Here is a 14,460-nt window from a genome sequence, read left to right on the forward strand (position 1 = left end):
TTACTCTATCGATAACTGCTCGTGCGAAGCTTGTTTTGCGAGATAAGTAAAACTCGATTGCGGTCGGATTTCGTCGTGAGAAATAAGAACATACTTCCACGGTTTACCGCCGTTTTCGGCGTTGAATTCACTGGCGGCGCGGCAGTATTCCTCTGCTGCTTCCTGCTTTTCAAGCACGTCCGCATCTCGCATCTTGTTGCTCGCTTTCGGCTCGCACATATAAATTATTTCGGCCGTCTCAACAATGAAATCTGGCTCATAGCGGTTCGCACCGCCTTGTCCCCAGTAAATGTTAAACTGACGCGGTGCGGGACGAAGCCAACGCAGAACGGCTTTGTCGTTCTCTAACACAACGGCAAAGGTTCTCTCCGTGTCGCTGTCAAACTTATACAGCGTATGTCCAGCCTTCCTGAATCCGCTGAATATCTTGGACTTCACATCCGATGCCGCCATCGGAGCCCGTAAGTCATATATCTCATCTGACTTGAACTTGCCGCCAAAACTCGATTCAATCCGCGTAAACGGGCGCATATTCGCTGCCCGATAGCTGACTTCCTCTTTATAAAAATGTTCATTCATCTGCGCGTAGATGATTTCTGCAATGGTACGCTGGCGGTCCCGCATGACTTTCTCTGTTTCCTCATCATTCAAGTACGACAAAAAGTGCCTCTTGGCATCTGCAATAAGCGAATAGATGAGGTCTGAGCAAGTTGCGTAGTCGACGTTATCATGGACAATAATATGTCGAACAATTTCATTTTCCACTGTATCAATCTTTGCAAAGGCAACTGTACCTGTTTCCAATGTGAAGGTTTCGCCGCCCTCCATTAGTTCCGTGCCGAGCAGCGTATCGTCGGACGGATGCCAGCGCATACGGCTTGTATCAAGCGTGAAGTCATAAAACCCACGTTTAACCTCGGTATGTGGCTGAACAACTGATTGAGGTATCGGAATGACGTTTTCTGTGAGGGCTTGAGCACAAGTTTCGATTGCTTTTGCGACAACGGCCGCCAAGTCCTCTTCTTTAAGCCCGAATTCGGGGAGTTGCTGTATGGCTTGAGAAACAATACTGCTATGCACCCATTTGCGCGTTTGGTCGTCATTGATAGCGTTGATATTCCGAACCTGCCTATTGACCTCGACCACCGTTTTGGCGGCTATACCTTGGACAATACTTGCGATAAGCATCGTCTGGTCAGGAGTTTTTTCGGCTTTATATTCGTCACTGGCCGTTTCACGCAGGGTAAATGCCAACTGTTGCGTGAAACTCTCGCCGGAGGTCAATGCGTCATAGACTGTCGGTAGAGGTACGGTTTCTCGACCATCGTCGTTGGCAGGAAGTTCTTGTTCTTCGATGTAGTAAACCTTGCGGACGAGTGAATTCGGGTCTTTGGCAAGGTCTACAATTGCCTGATAACGGTCGTGGCTGACGATAGAGAGTCTATCAACCTCGTCTACACCCGCCCTCTGACCGTATGGCAATCGTAAGCCGCGTCCAATGGTCTGTTCCGTAAGCGTTTCAGATGCCGAAGCACGGAGCGGAACAATGGTATAAAGGTTCGTCACGTCCCATCCCTCTTTGAGCATATTGACGTGGATGACAATTTCAATTACGTTGGTGGTTAACTCAAGCGATAGCAGTAGCTCGATGTTCTCGTCCTTTTCCGAACCACGCTGTGCCGAGTTGATTTCCAATACCTTATCTTTGTAATATCCATGAAAGAAAGCGTCCGATGAAAGATACTCACGTATCTCCCGAGAGTGGGTTGTATCTTTGGCAACAACAAGCACAAATGGCTTGACGATAGGCTTGCCATGGGTACGAGCGTACACATCCAGTCTACTTTTCGTTTCTTCGTGCAGACGGATGCCATCGTTGAGTTTCTCGCGGTCAAGCTGTTGGGGGGTATATTCTTCATGGCGAAAATCCCGGCGAGTGAATACGGCGGGGACTTTGACGTAAAGCCCATCGTTCAGCGCATGAGCAAGAGAGTATTCATACACCACGTTATTGAAATCAATCTTCCGTGCGCCTTTTTGAATTTGTGGTGTTGCGGTAAGTTCCACGCCAAGGACAGGGTGGAGCTCGTTAATGGTGTCAAACCCTCTGTCAGCGTGGTAGTGATGGCTCTCGTCCATAAAAATGCAGAGGTCGGGCAAGGATTGTAAATACGAAAAATAGGACTGCCCAAGAACCTCCTGCAAACGGCGCATTCGTCCGCTTTCTGAGTTCAGTTTGCTGATGTTAAAGACGTTGATGGTAACGCCGCCTTCAAACAGCGACATCTGACGGAACTCCTCGTAGTTGTCGCCATCAATAATGCGCGGCGCGTTGACAAACTTATCTAAGCCTCGAAACACGTACTTTTCGTTGTTCTGGTTGCCGAGGTCGTTTTTCAGCTTTTTATAAATCGTAAGGTTGGGAGCCATCACGAAGAAATTATTGACACCTTTCTCGTAGTGCAGATAGGCAATCATCGCGCCCATCAACCGAGTTTTGCCTATACCTGTGGCAAGGGCAAAGCATATCGACGGAAAGTCCCGCTCGAAACTGGTGAGTGTTGGGAAAAGTTCACGGATTTTTATAAGTTCCTCATCCAAGTTCGGTGTTTTAGAGAGGGAGAGTATATCCACAATCCGAGCAAACCGCTCCAAGCTCTCCTTCTGAGGGGGACGGAGGGCAAGGCGATTGTCAATGTATTTTGAGTTGTAGGAGTATGATTTCGCCGAGTAAGGTTCTCTAAGCATCTTCTCCGTCCTCCCATTCGTCATCGTCCAGTTCGGGCGGATTGACAATATTCAAGTTGTAGTTGTCCGCACCGTATGCGCACTTATCAAGAACCGACTGCGGAATTTTGCGGATATTTATGTTCTCGTAGCGTTTACCAAGACCAATATCAAATGCCGGGGCGCAGACAAGAAGACGTTCATACTCCGGCAGGTCGCGGGAGATATCGTCAAGTTGCGCCGCTGTAAGGTATTCGGTAGTGACGAAGATGTAACTGCCCGCTTGACTTTTTCCTTGTTTCCAGAACACATCGGCGTCAGGAGCGTAATCGTAGCCATTGAGTTTGGCTATTGCAGCGACGAGCATTTGCGCATTATATTTATCGTTGATGACAGATTGTCCGTGTGGGTCTTTGACGATGAGAGTCGGAGCCAGTTCATAGAACTTGAAACCTCCCCCGCCTTGCCAATTCTGTGTCTTGGATATACCGCCCTGTTCACCGTCCACCACAGCTTTAAGGCGCGGCAGGCAATGGGTGTAGCAATGCTCGCCCAGTTCGATACCGATATACTGTCGACCCATCTTATGGGCAACTGCGGCGGTTGTGCCAGAGCCGAGGAAAGAGTCGAGGACGAGGTCGCCGGGGTTGCTCCCAAGCGTAAGTATTCTTTCAATGAGTGGTTCAGGCTTAGGGTAAGGAAATTTCTTTTTAGCAAATAAGGCTTGCGATTCTTCTGTTCCACGTCTGTTTGAAAATTCAGTTTCAACCCAGATAGTACGTGGTATTTTATCTTTTACACGCATCTTTTGAGCGATTCTGAATTCTCCATTTCGCATTAACTGCCCAACAATTTCCTTGTTTAAATATTGTGTGGCTTTTTCTTTTCCCCATCGCCATACAAATTGCGTGCCGTCAGTTTGTGATAAAGGCGGATATAATTCTATACAATCTTCTGTTGGCATTAATGATAAGTCATAATATCCCTCATTGTTTTGTTTTGTTGAAACGTAGAACGGGTAATACAAATTCGGACGGTTGCCTTTGTGGAAATTACTATTACTATTAAATAGCGGATGCAAATAATATGCACCTTCTTCATCTTCTTTGTTATACTTATTAACGTCATCATTAGCCATCTTGTTCATTTTTAACTGACGAATGTTTTTAGAATATATATGGATAAAATCATGTGTTTGAGCAAACGAACCATAATCTCTACCGTTTGGAGTAGATTGATTTGATATTGTTTGCACAAAATTATTCCTACCGAATATTTCATCGCAGATTACCTTTAAGTAGGCTTGTTCGGTGTCATCAATGCTTATCCAAATACAACCATCTTCACTTAACAAGTTTCGTAGTATTATTAGCCGCGGGCGCATCAAACTAAGCCAAAGTGAGTGTTCTAAATTATCATCATAATACTCAAAAGCACTACCAGTGTTATACGGTGGGTCGATATAGATGCACTTCACACGCCCAGCAAACTCCTGCTCTAAGGCTTTTAGAGCGAGCAGGTTATCTCCGTGAATCAGCATATTATCAGCGGTGGGGTCGCCGTAATCCTTTGAGGCATCGTGAAGTAGTATGCGTGGTTCGACAACAGGCTCATCACCCTTGCCAATCCAAGTAAGTTCAAGTTTTTGCATATGTAAAATCCTCCTATACTATCTCGAACGAGAATGTCATTATCGTTTCGGTTTCGATTTCACCGTTTAAGCGGGTACGAATGTCTTCCTGTAAAGCCTCATTCTCAAGGGTAATCCTATCTTCTTCAAGGCTTATTTCCCGCTCCATTTTCTTGCGTTTATCTTCTAAGGCGGTAATCGCCGATCGTTTCTCCAACATTTCATCAAGAGAGCAGACATCCTTTGAGGTTCGAAAATCCTTACGTTTTTCGGCTATTTCCTTTTTCAGGGCTTTCAGCTGTTTTTGTAACCCTTCTTTCAAATCTTCACTGAAAGCGTCCAGTTTTTCGACTTGCTCCAAGAAATACATCTTATTGCGTTCGGCGATATCATCCTTTTGCCGTTGAATTCCTTCCTGTCGCCGCCTTATAAGGGTTTCCGTTTCGGGCGAACACTCGCCGACGATATTGGCCGGTAGCTCCATAATACGGTCGATTATATTGCCTGCATCATCGCCATCAATGAGTGTACCATCGTTGGTGACAACAGATACAATCAGATGTTCCTCGTTGTCTATACCCCTGTGCGTAAGCTTATCGATTGAGATAACGCCGCTTTTAAAGGTAGGATGGCTGTCCAAAAAGCTGATATGGTCTTTCTGTGGCAAGTCTGAATGATTAAACCGTATGGCAACGGGAGGAGCATTTGTATTCATTGCCTCAGCAATCCATTTGGTGCAAAGTTCACCATCCCGGCGCAAAAACTCATCATGTAGTGCTTCTGCGTCTTTCCAACGGAGGTTATAAGTCTTACGCTCGCCATTTTCTATGTAAGCAAAGCGCCATTGGTCGAGAGGCTCAACCCGTTCCGCTCCCCACATAGTAAAGAAGTTACAAAGCCACCGGGAAAACTTGTCGAGTTCGGCTTTTGTCCCCTCGTGACAGTCTTTTAGATGTTTGAAAACATCCTCATCGAAATTTTCCAATATAGACTGCCGCGCCTTAGTAATGTTTTCACTTATCTGTTCGGATAGCTCCTCCTGCAGAGCATCAAACGCCGCCCTGATTGCATCCGATTCACGACAAGACTGGTAAATATCAAGGATACGCTTTTCAAAATCCACGCCATCCTCAATGGCTCCAAGCACTTCATCCGACGAACCGAACACACCATCAAACAGCCTAAACTTCTGAGATAGTAATTCAAAAACCCTCTCATCGGCGGCGTTCGCGCGATTAAGAAAGTTAATGACTATTACATCATTCTTTTGCCCATAGCGGTGGCAACGACCGATACGCTGTTCTATGCGCTGAGGGTTCCACGGTAAGTCATAATTGACTACAATGTTACAAAATTGCAGATTGATTCCCTCGGCAGCAGCTTCTGTTCCGATAAGAATGGAAGCGCGGTCACGGAACTCCTCAACAATCGCCGACTTTTTATCCGCTGCTGTTGAGCCTGAAATTCTGCCGTCATCTTTGTGCCGCTCGCGCCATTCCTTATAAACGCGAGTGGATACCGGGTCGTTGTTCGATCCATCCAGAAAAACAATCTGTCCTTCGTACCCGTTTTGGGAAAGCAGGTTCATAAGGTACTGCTGCGTCCGCTTTGATTCAGTAAATATGACTGCCTTTCTTGCACCACCAAGGCGTTCGTTCATTTCAAATCCGCGATTAAGGGCAGTCAGGAGGTTGTCGCCTTTGGCGTTGGTTGTAATTCTTTCGGCAAGAGCGGCATATTGCTTCAATTTTTCGATTTCGGCTCGTATACCCTCATAGTCTGCCGTCATTTCATCCACCGCGCCGTTATCGTCACCGTTCGATTCCTCGTCAATTAGCTCCTCGATGCCATCGTAATCATCAAGGTCTGTCAGTTTCAATTGAGCTTGGTAATCACTTAATTTTAGGTTCAGGCGGTCAATAATGGTGGACAGAGTGCCGTGAATCGCCATTGAGGATGATGCCAGCAGTTTTCGTGCCACTAACATCAGGAGTTGGCGTTGTCCTTGCGGGAAAGCGTAAAGCCGTTCCTGCTGCAAATAATTAGAAACGTCCGTGTACAGTTGCTCCTCGTCGTGGCTTGGTGTATATTCCTGTAAAATAGCCGTTCGGTTGGTATAAGGCACATACTCTGCCACTTGTCGGCGCAGCGTTCTCTTGCAGAAATTTTGTAAGCGAACTTTTAGGTACCTGTTACGGCTCTCTATATTAGTCACGTTAACATATACTTCACGAAATATATCAGGGTCGCCGAAAACTTGCTCGTCAATAATGCTGACAAGGCCGTATAGTTCCATCAGGTTATTTTGTAGTGGAGTCGCCGTGAGGAGCAGTTTTTTTCGCCCTCGTAGAGCAGTTTTCAGATTGTTACCCATCACGTTGTTTCTCTTATAGACGTTGCGAAGTTTGTGCGCCTCGTCCATAATTACCAAATCCCAATCAATTAACAAAATATCACGCATCTTTGCAGATGCGAAATTATATGAGCAAATCACAACTGCATCTTGTGCAAGAAAAGGGTTGCAGGACGGGTTTTCTTTTTTCGCCTTGTTATAATTCTTTGATTCCAGTATTTCAGAACGGATAAAAAATTTTTCCTCCAGTTCAGCTCTCCATTGTGTACGGAGGGTGGCCGTGACAATCAAGAGGATTTTTCGTTTGCGCTCCGACCAGCACTGGGCAAGCACAAGTCCTGCCTCTATTGTTTTACCGAGTCCGACTTCATCCGCAAGTAACGCTCCATTTGACAATGGCGACTGCAGGGCAAATAAAGCCGCATCCACCTGATGCGGGTTCAGATCTACTTTAACTCCAGACATAGCAGAAGCAAGCCCGTCAATTGAGTGTTGCGGGCGTTTCAGCATAAGCTGTTCGGCAAAAAACTTGATTTGATGTACTGTATACGGCATGGCAAGTAGCTCCTTTATTTGTCTTCGGTCATCTCCATAATATCGGAGATGTCACAATCTAACGCTCGACATATTTTTTCAAGAATTTCTGTATTTACATTTTCATTTTTTCCTAATTTTGTAACCGATGCAGAACTGATGCCTGCCAAGGACGGCAGGTCTTTCTTTTTAAGGTCACGGTCAATTAGGAGTTTCCATAGCCTTTTATAACTTATAGCCATTTGATTACCTCGCCTTCAGGTTTCATAGAGTGTAAAAGTCTATTTATATATTATAACTCATTCGACAAATTATTGCAAGAGTAAATGCTGAGATGTCATCAATTAAAGTTGATAACGCTCGAATTGTATTTTGATTTACCCCGTTGTACAAACAAAAGCAAAAACGACTTGACATCTTTTTCAGCACATGATATAATACGCATATCAGCGAATTTGCTGATATGCTGTGCGGCAATAATGTCGTAAGCGGAAAGGAGAACGGCTATGGCAGGAGAATTTGGCGCATATATCGACAACAAGAGAAAAGGTCGTGGTATCGGTGGCGAAGATATCAAACTGAAGGACATTGCCGAGGCTATGGGCATGACGGCATCATACCTCTCGGATATCGTCAAAGGCAGGAGAAACCCGCCAGAGATGCAGACTCTCGAGAAAATTGCAGTTGTATTACAACTTACGTCCGATGAAAAAGAGGAGATGTTTGACCTCGCAGGGCGGGAAAGGGATACCGCAGCTCCTGATTTGCCCGAATATTTGATGTCCACCCAATTGCCCAACGTCCGAAAGGCTCTGCGCCGTGCAACTGAGAAAAATCTTGGCGACGACTTTTGGAAAAAGGTGCTTGACGATATCAGTAAGGAAGATAAACAACCATAAGTTTGGGAGGGATTATATGTCTGTACTGCTTTCGTCGAACGCTCCACACATCTGTCGGGACGAATTTGATAAAGAAGCTTTGGAATTTCTGGAGAAGTATTATCCGGAGGCTTTAGAACGCCCCATGGCGGTGCCAATCCTGTATGTTGCCCGCCATCGCATGGGACTGCGCGTTGTTGAGAAACGGTTAACCGAGGATTTTAGTGTTCTCGGTCAAATGTGTTTTACCAGCGGACTGACAGAAATTTACGACAAGGAAGATGGTTCGTACAAAATGGTAAAAGCACGGTTCGGCACGATGATTATCGACCCTGATACCATAGCAAAACGCAATGAGGGATGTAAGAACAACACAATTGCTCACGAGGCTTTCCATTGGCACAAACACCGAGACTATCATATTGCCATTTCTTTATTCGGCCCTAAAAAGGCGGTACGGATTCGTAGTTCGTTTGGAGAATATGATGAATCCAATAGAGCGAACTGGTCTGACGAGGACTGGATGGAGTGGCAAGCAAGAGGTATAGCTCCGCGCATCCTTATGCCGCCTGAGCAGTTTGATGAAATGGCAACTCGTTATATTGAGGAACATTCGAACGAAGCCGGTTTACGCGGGAGTTGGTATCTGAATTGTGCGGTCGTTGACAGTTTAGCGGACTTCTTTCAGGTGTCTAAGCAGTCCGCAGAAATTCGTCTAAACGAGCGAGGCTATTATTTGCGTGAATAGCTATATAGAACGCTGTATTTTTTTAATCTAAAACTTCGCTAATTAGCTTATAGGCTATGTTGCGTGAAAGGAGAGTAATATGCAAGAGACAATCAAATGTCCTAACTGTAAAAAGCGAATTTTCGACCTCGAATGGCAGGGGCGAACGGCTGTAAAAATCAAATGTATTCACTGCCGCAACGTCGTGTCTATCGAACGAGATTCAGACTCTACACCGAAAAATAAAGCAGTTTAACACCATACCGAGCAACGGCACCGAATGCGAGTGACCAAATGGCCGGATGTGTTACGAGTTAATCGTGATGCATCCGGCTGTTTTTGTTAGAAAGGATGAATTTATGATCAAAGAAATACGAACGCCGAAAGGCAGACTGTACGGCACGTTGGATGTCCGTACCTACACGATTATCACAATTGACGGTAAGAACATCCGTCAGACCCCTCTTCCCAAAGAAGGATGTACATTGCTGTATAAGGCGGGAAACAGTCCGCCTGAATCTATCGTGATTCCGTCACAGGATAGCCTACAAAGTTAAACAACCAAATAGCCCACCGCCAGATTGCTTAGACGACCGTGCGGACAGCTCCCCCAAAGGGACTGTTCTCGCGGTCGTTTTTTATTTTTACCCAAGGAGACAAGCCATGTCAATTTACACTCTCGCCCGCCCACCGCCTGTTTGACGGTCGTACTCACTCGCTCTCACGGCTCGTGCGAGCAACAAAAATCTAAATTTTTAAGGAGTCAATAATGGAAAATCAACGCTTTATCGAAATCGACGGAGAGCAAATCCCCGTCACGGAAGAAGTCTACAGAGCCTACAAACGCCCACTTTGGGCGGAACACAAACGTAAAGAACGTGCCAAGAGATGCCGTGATGATAACGGCTTTCGCTGTACTAAGGACTGTCGCACCTGCGAAAAGTCCCGCGAGGGCAGCGACCTTTCCCTCAACAAGTTCAACGAAGAAGGCTACGAAGTCGCTGATTCAGTGGATTTGGCTGAGTTGGTGGCAGACAAGCTACTCCTCGAACAGCTTGTAGCAGCCCTTAACGATTTAGACCCGGACGAGCAATCGCTCATCAACGCTCTTTTCTACAATGACCGCACCGAGCGGGATTATGCCGCTGAAATCGGTATATCTCATCAGGCGGTGGGCAAGCGCAAGCAAAAGGTCATTGAGAAACTACGCAGCATTTTGGGTGCTAAATAAAAACTTTCGACCTCGGTTGCCAAACCTCCCTTCGCTGTCCTGTGGATGGTGAGGGGAGCAAACCTCTCTCAGAAACGGAGGTAGACCAATGGAAACAAAGGCCAAAAGCACGGACACAGACTTACGCGATGTCGACCTTGACGAAGAACTCGCAGGTATCCTGACAGCGATAAGCATTGTGTCAAAACGTCTCGCCAAGAAGCTGCTCGCACTTCAAAAGCGAGATGAGTCAACCGAGAAAGGAGGAAATCCGAATGAGCAAGATGAGTGAACTCGACCTCTGCATCGGTGAATTGCGAAGCGCCGCACAGTCGCTTACGGCGGTGGCGGATAGTTTGACATCATTATTCGACAATAGCGACAACACAGAGCCGGAGGCAAAAGCACCACCATCCGAAACCAAGGCAAAACCTGTCACGCTGGAGCAGGTGCGAGCCATACTCGCTGAAAAGTCCCGAAGCGGACACACAGAAAAGGTTCGGGAACTACTCCAAAAGCACGGTGCATCAAAGCTGTCGGAGATAGACCCGACGAAATTTGAAGCCCTGCTTGGGGAGGCCAACTCTATCGGGCTTAGGGAGGGCGAAGATGGGTAAACACGCACTCCTCTCAGCTTCATCAAGTCATAGGTGGCTCAACTGCCCACCATCGGCACGACTATGCGAACAGTACGAGGACAAAGGCAGCGACTATGCCGCCGAAGGCACGGAAGCCCATACCCTTGGGGAGTACAAGCTGAAGACATTACTTGGGATTAAAGCGAAAGACCCAACATTAGCCCTGACCCGCTTCTCTGAGGAGATGGACGAGTGCGCCAACGGCTACGCCGCCTATATCCTCGAACTGGTAGAAACGGCAAAGCTGACCTGCGCCGACCCTGTGGTGCTTATTGAGCAGAGACTTGATTTTTCCAAGTATGTGCAGGAAGGTTTCGGCACCGGTGACTGCGTGATTATTGCAGACGGTACTCTTCACATCGTGGACTATAAACACGGGCAAGGGGTACTCGTTGAGGCGACTGACAACCCGCAAATGAAGCTGTACGCATTGGGTGCGTTGGAGTTATTTGACGGCATCTACGACATCAACGAGGTGTCAATGACCATCTATCAGCCAAGACGTGACAACGTCAGCACTCACACGGTTTTCAAAGAATCTCTCTACCAATGGGCAGAGGAAGTGCTAAAACCCACAGCCGAAATCGCCTACATCGGCAAGGGTGAGTACAACTGCGGTGAATGGTGTCAATTCTGCAAGGCGAAGTACGAGTGCAGAAAACGTGCCGAACGGAACATGGAACTCGCAAAGTTGGAATTCAGCCGTCCGCCCTTGTTGGAGGACGATGAAATTGAATCCATCCTCGGCAAGATAGACGACCTTATTTCTTGGGCTTCCGACATCAAGGATTATGCCCTTCAAGCCGCTCTCGGCGGTAAGCTGTGGCAAGGTTGGAAGGTTGTCGAGGGCAAGAGCAACCGCAAGTATATAAACGAGGATGCCGTCGCTAAAGCCGTGACCACGGCAGGCTACAACCCTTACTACACATCGGTGATGGGAATCACCGCAATGGAAAAGGCACTCGGTAAAGCCAAATTCGCCGAACTGCTCGGAGGACTGGTTGCGAAACCGCAAGGCAAACCAACGCTCGTGCCGGAGGGCGACAAACGTCCGGCAATCAATACTGCCAAAAACGATTTTATGGAGGTAAAAGACAATGGCTAATCAGACAATAAACCGCAAAAATCAAAACCCTGCCCCCAACCCCACAAAGGTTATCACGGGCGAAGCAAGACTCTCCTACGCAAATCTGTGGGAGCCCAAGTCCATCAACGGTGGTACGCCGAAGTATTCGGTCAGTATCATTATCCCCAAGAGCGACACCCGCACTATCGCCAAGATTAAAGCGGCAATTGAAGCGGCGTACCGTGAGGGCGAAACCAAACTGAAAGGCAACGGCAAAACCGTCCCTGCACTCGCTGCGCTCAAGACACCGCTACGCGACGGAGACTCAGAACGCCCCGACGACGAAGCCTACGCCGACAGCTACTTCATCAATGCCAACAGCAGCACAGCTCCCGGCATCGTAGACAGCTCCTGCGAGACCATCTTTGAACGTTCACAGATTTACAGCGGAGTGTATGCCCGTGCCAGCGTGAATTTTTACGCATTCAATAGTAACGGCAACAAGGGTATCGCTTGCGGACTGAACAACATTCAGAAGCTGCGTGACGGCGAACCTCTCGGCGGCAAGCCCAGAGCCGAGGACGACTTTGCCACCGAAGACGATGAAGATTTCCTCAGCTAAACGATTACACAGACGGCACGAGGGCGGTGAGGAAACTTGCCGCCCTTCTGCGTTATGGAGGGCTTATGAAAACACTTAGCATTGATATTGAAACCTATAGCAGCACTGATCTCAACAAGTGTGGTGTGTATAAATACGCTGAATCGCCGGACTTTGAAATCCTGTTGTTTGGCTACTCCGTGGACGGCAGTGAGGTTCAGGTGATTTCTCTCGTCGATGGAGAGAGTATTCCAACCGATGTCCTCGACGCCCTGACGGATGACACCGTTCAAAAATGGGCTTTCAACGCTAACTTCGAGCGAATCTGCCTTTCACGATTCCTAACGGATATGGGGATCAGTCTTGACCCCTTTGCTGATAACCACTTTTCTTCTCTACATTTAGGAAAGGCGAAATACCTTAATCCAGATTCATGGCGATGTTCAATGGTCTGGTCGGCGTATATGGGTCTGCCCCTTTCGCTGGAAGGCGCAGGTGCGGTTTTGGGATTAGAAAAGCAGAAGCTGACCGAGGGAAAAGATCTCATCCGCTATTTCTGCAAACCGTGCTCCGCCACCACTGCCAACGGGCAACGCACCCGAAATCTTCCTGCGCACGCACCCGATAAGTGGTCGGCGTTCAAGGCATATAACCGTCGTGATGTAGAAACGGAAATGTCAATACAGGAGCGGCTCGCAAATTTCCCTGTGCCGGAACTCATATGGAACGAGTATGCTCTCGACCAAGAAATAAACGACCGAGGCGTAATGGTGGATATGACGCTCGTCAGGAACGCTATCGCCACCGACGCCCGCTCCAAAGCGGAACTGACCCGCATGATGAAAGAAATCACGGAACTCGACAACCCGAACTCAGTGGCGCAGATGAAGCAATGGCTTGCAGATAACGGCTTGGAAACCGACACCCTCGGCAAAAAGGCGGTCGCCGAACTCTTGAAGACAGCACCGGAGCCACTCGGTCAGGCGTTGTCGCTTAGGCAGCAGTTGGCGAAGTCCTCGGTCAAGAAATATCAGGCTATGGAGAATGCGGTCTGCTCCGACGGTCGGGCAAGGGGTATGTTCCAGTTTTATGGAGCAAACCGCACCGGTAGATGGGCTGGGCGCTTAATTCAAATGCAAAATCTTCCGCAGAACCATCTGCCCGACCTTGAACAGGCACGGAATTTGGTGCGTGGTGGCGACTTCTCAGCCATGGAATTACTCTATGATTCCGTGCCGGAAGTGTTGTCAGAGTTAATAAGGACGGCATTCATTCCGAAGCCCGGCACGAAGTTCGTGGTAGCCGACTTTTCGGCTATTGAAGCCCGCGTCATCGCATGGCTTGCCGGTGAGCGGTGGCGCAACGAGGTCTTTGCCACCCACGGCAAGATATATGAAGCCTCCGCAAGCCAGATGTTCCATGTCCCGATTGAGGAGATCACCAAAGGTTCATCCCTTCGGCAAAAAGGCAAAATTGCGGAACTCGCCCTCGGATACGGCGGTTCTGTCGGTGCACTCAAAGCGATGGGCGCATTGGAGATGGGTTTGTTGGAAGACGAACTCCAACCTCTCGTCACGGCATGGCGGGCTTCAAACCCAAACATCGTCAGGCTTTGGTGGGAGGTTGATAAAGCAGCTATAAAGGCTGTCAGAGACAGGACTGTCACCGAAACCCACGGTATTCGCTTTGGAGTGCAAAGCGGAATGCTCTTTATAACCTTGCCTTCGGGCAGGCGGCTCTCTTATGTAAAACCCCGTATAGGCTCTAATCAGTTTGGCTCAGATTGCGTGACCTACGAGGGCGTTGGCGGCACGAAGAAGTGGGAACGGCTTGAAAGCTACGGTCCCAAATTTGTGGAGAATATCGTACAGGCCACCAGCAGGGATATTCTCAGCTACGCAATGCAGGCACAAAGGTGCTGCGACATCGTAATGCACGTCCATGATGAAATGGTCATTGAAGCCGACTCCCGAATGTCCACCAAGGTTCTCTGCGAACAAATGAGCCGTACACCACCGTGGGCTGAAGGGCTTTTACTTCATGCCGATGGCTATGATTGCCCATTTTATAAAAAAGATTAAGCGGTTGGTTGCCAA

The 14,460-nt window shown here is 47.9% G+C and carries 13 protein-coding genes; 9 read left to right on the forward strand and 4 right to left on the reverse strand.

Annotated features, from left to right (window positions below; genetic code table 11):
• The 4 genes from ACZ48S_RS01415 to ACZ48S_RS01430 are packed head-to-tail and all read right to left on the reverse strand — an operon-like array spanning position 1 to position 7,486.
• Positions 1-2,748, reverse strand: a complete 2,748-nt coding sequence (locus tag ACZ48S_RS01415; protein WP_464213343.1) for a DEAD/DEAH box helicase — start codon at positions 2,746-2,748, stop codon at positions 1-3.
• Positions 2,741-4,378, reverse strand: coding sequence for a site-specific DNA-methyltransferase (locus tag ACZ48S_RS01420; protein ID WP_464213345.1), 1,638 nt, complete (start codon positions 4,376-4,378; stop codon positions 2,741-2,743). Before ACZ48S_RS01420 ends, ACZ48S_RS01415 begins: the two co-directional genes overlap by 8 nt.
• A gap of 13 nt (positions 4,379-4,391) precedes the next feature.
• Complete coding sequence (locus tag ACZ48S_RS01425) at positions 4,392-7,265, reverse strand: SNF2-related protein (RefSeq protein WP_464213347.1); 2,874 nt, start codon at positions 7,263-7,265, stop codon at positions 4,392-4,394.
• A gap of 14 nt (positions 7,266-7,279) precedes the next feature.
• Positions 7,280-7,486: a helix-turn-helix domain-containing protein gene (locus ACZ48S_RS01430; RefSeq protein ID WP_320405026.1), complete on the reverse strand. Its 207-nt coding sequence runs from the start codon at positions 7,484-7,486 to the stop codon at positions 7,280-7,282.
• Between the two features lie 264 nt (positions 7,487-7,750).
• On the opposite strand from ACZ48S_RS01430, the gene ACZ48S_RS01435 reads away from it, so the two are divergent.
• From ACZ48S_RS01435 to ACZ48S_RS01475, 9 genes are all read left to right on the forward strand, one after another.
• Entirely contained in the window at positions 7,751-8,143 is a 393-nt protein-coding gene (locus ACZ48S_RS01435) for a helix-turn-helix domain-containing protein (protein ID WP_320405027.1), read from the forward strand.
• A 16-nt stretch (positions 8,144-8,159) separates the two neighbouring features.
• Positions 8,160-8,870, forward strand: coding sequence for an ImmA/IrrE family metallo-endopeptidase (locus tag ACZ48S_RS01440; RefSeq protein ID WP_464213350.1), 711 nt, complete (start codon positions 8,160-8,162; stop codon positions 8,868-8,870).
• A gap of 338 nt (positions 8,871-9,208) precedes the next feature.
• Positions 9,209-9,406, forward strand: a complete 198-nt coding sequence (locus ACZ48S_RS01445; protein WP_464213352.1) for a hypothetical protein — start codon at positions 9,209-9,211, stop codon at positions 9,404-9,406.
• A 212-nt stretch (positions 9,407-9,618) separates the two neighbouring features.
• Positions 9,619-10,080: a sigma-70 RNA polymerase sigma factor region 4 domain-containing protein gene (locus ACZ48S_RS01450; RefSeq protein WP_464213354.1), complete on the forward strand. Its 462-nt coding sequence runs from the start codon at positions 9,619-9,621 to the stop codon at positions 10,078-10,080.
• 88 nt (positions 10,081-10,168) lie between these two features.
• Complete coding sequence (locus tag ACZ48S_RS01455) at positions 10,169-10,351, forward strand: hypothetical protein (protein WP_464213356.1); 183 nt, start codon at positions 10,169-10,171, stop codon at positions 10,349-10,351.
• A complete protein-coding gene (locus ACZ48S_RS01460) occupies positions 10,335-10,676 on the forward strand; it encodes a DNA ligase (RefSeq protein WP_464213358.1) in 342 nt (113 codons plus the stop codon). Before ACZ48S_RS01455 ends, ACZ48S_RS01460 begins: the two co-directional genes overlap by 17 nt.
• On the forward strand, positions 10,669-11,802 hold the full coding sequence (locus tag ACZ48S_RS01465) for a DUF2800 domain-containing protein (RefSeq protein ID WP_464213360.1): 1,134 nt from the start codon (positions 10,669-10,671) through the stop codon (positions 11,800-11,802). Before ACZ48S_RS01460 ends, ACZ48S_RS01465 begins: the two co-directional genes overlap by 8 nt.
• Complete coding sequence (locus tag ACZ48S_RS01470) at positions 11,795-12,385, forward strand: DUF2815 family protein (RefSeq protein ID WP_464213362.1); 591 nt, start codon at positions 11,795-11,797, stop codon at positions 12,383-12,385. Before ACZ48S_RS01465 ends, ACZ48S_RS01470 begins: the two co-directional genes overlap by 8 nt.
• A 65-nt stretch (positions 12,386-12,450) precedes the next feature.
• Positions 12,451-14,445 carry a DNA polymerase gene (locus tag ACZ48S_RS01475; protein WP_464213364.1) on the forward strand — a complete coding sequence of 665 codons (1,995 nt, stop codon included), beginning with the start codon at positions 12,451-12,453 and terminating at the stop codon, positions 14,443-14,445.
• The last annotated feature ends 15 nt before the right edge of the window (positions 14,446-14,460 follow it).

The organism is Dehalogenimonas sp. NIT-SK1 (genome assembly GCF_055384165.1).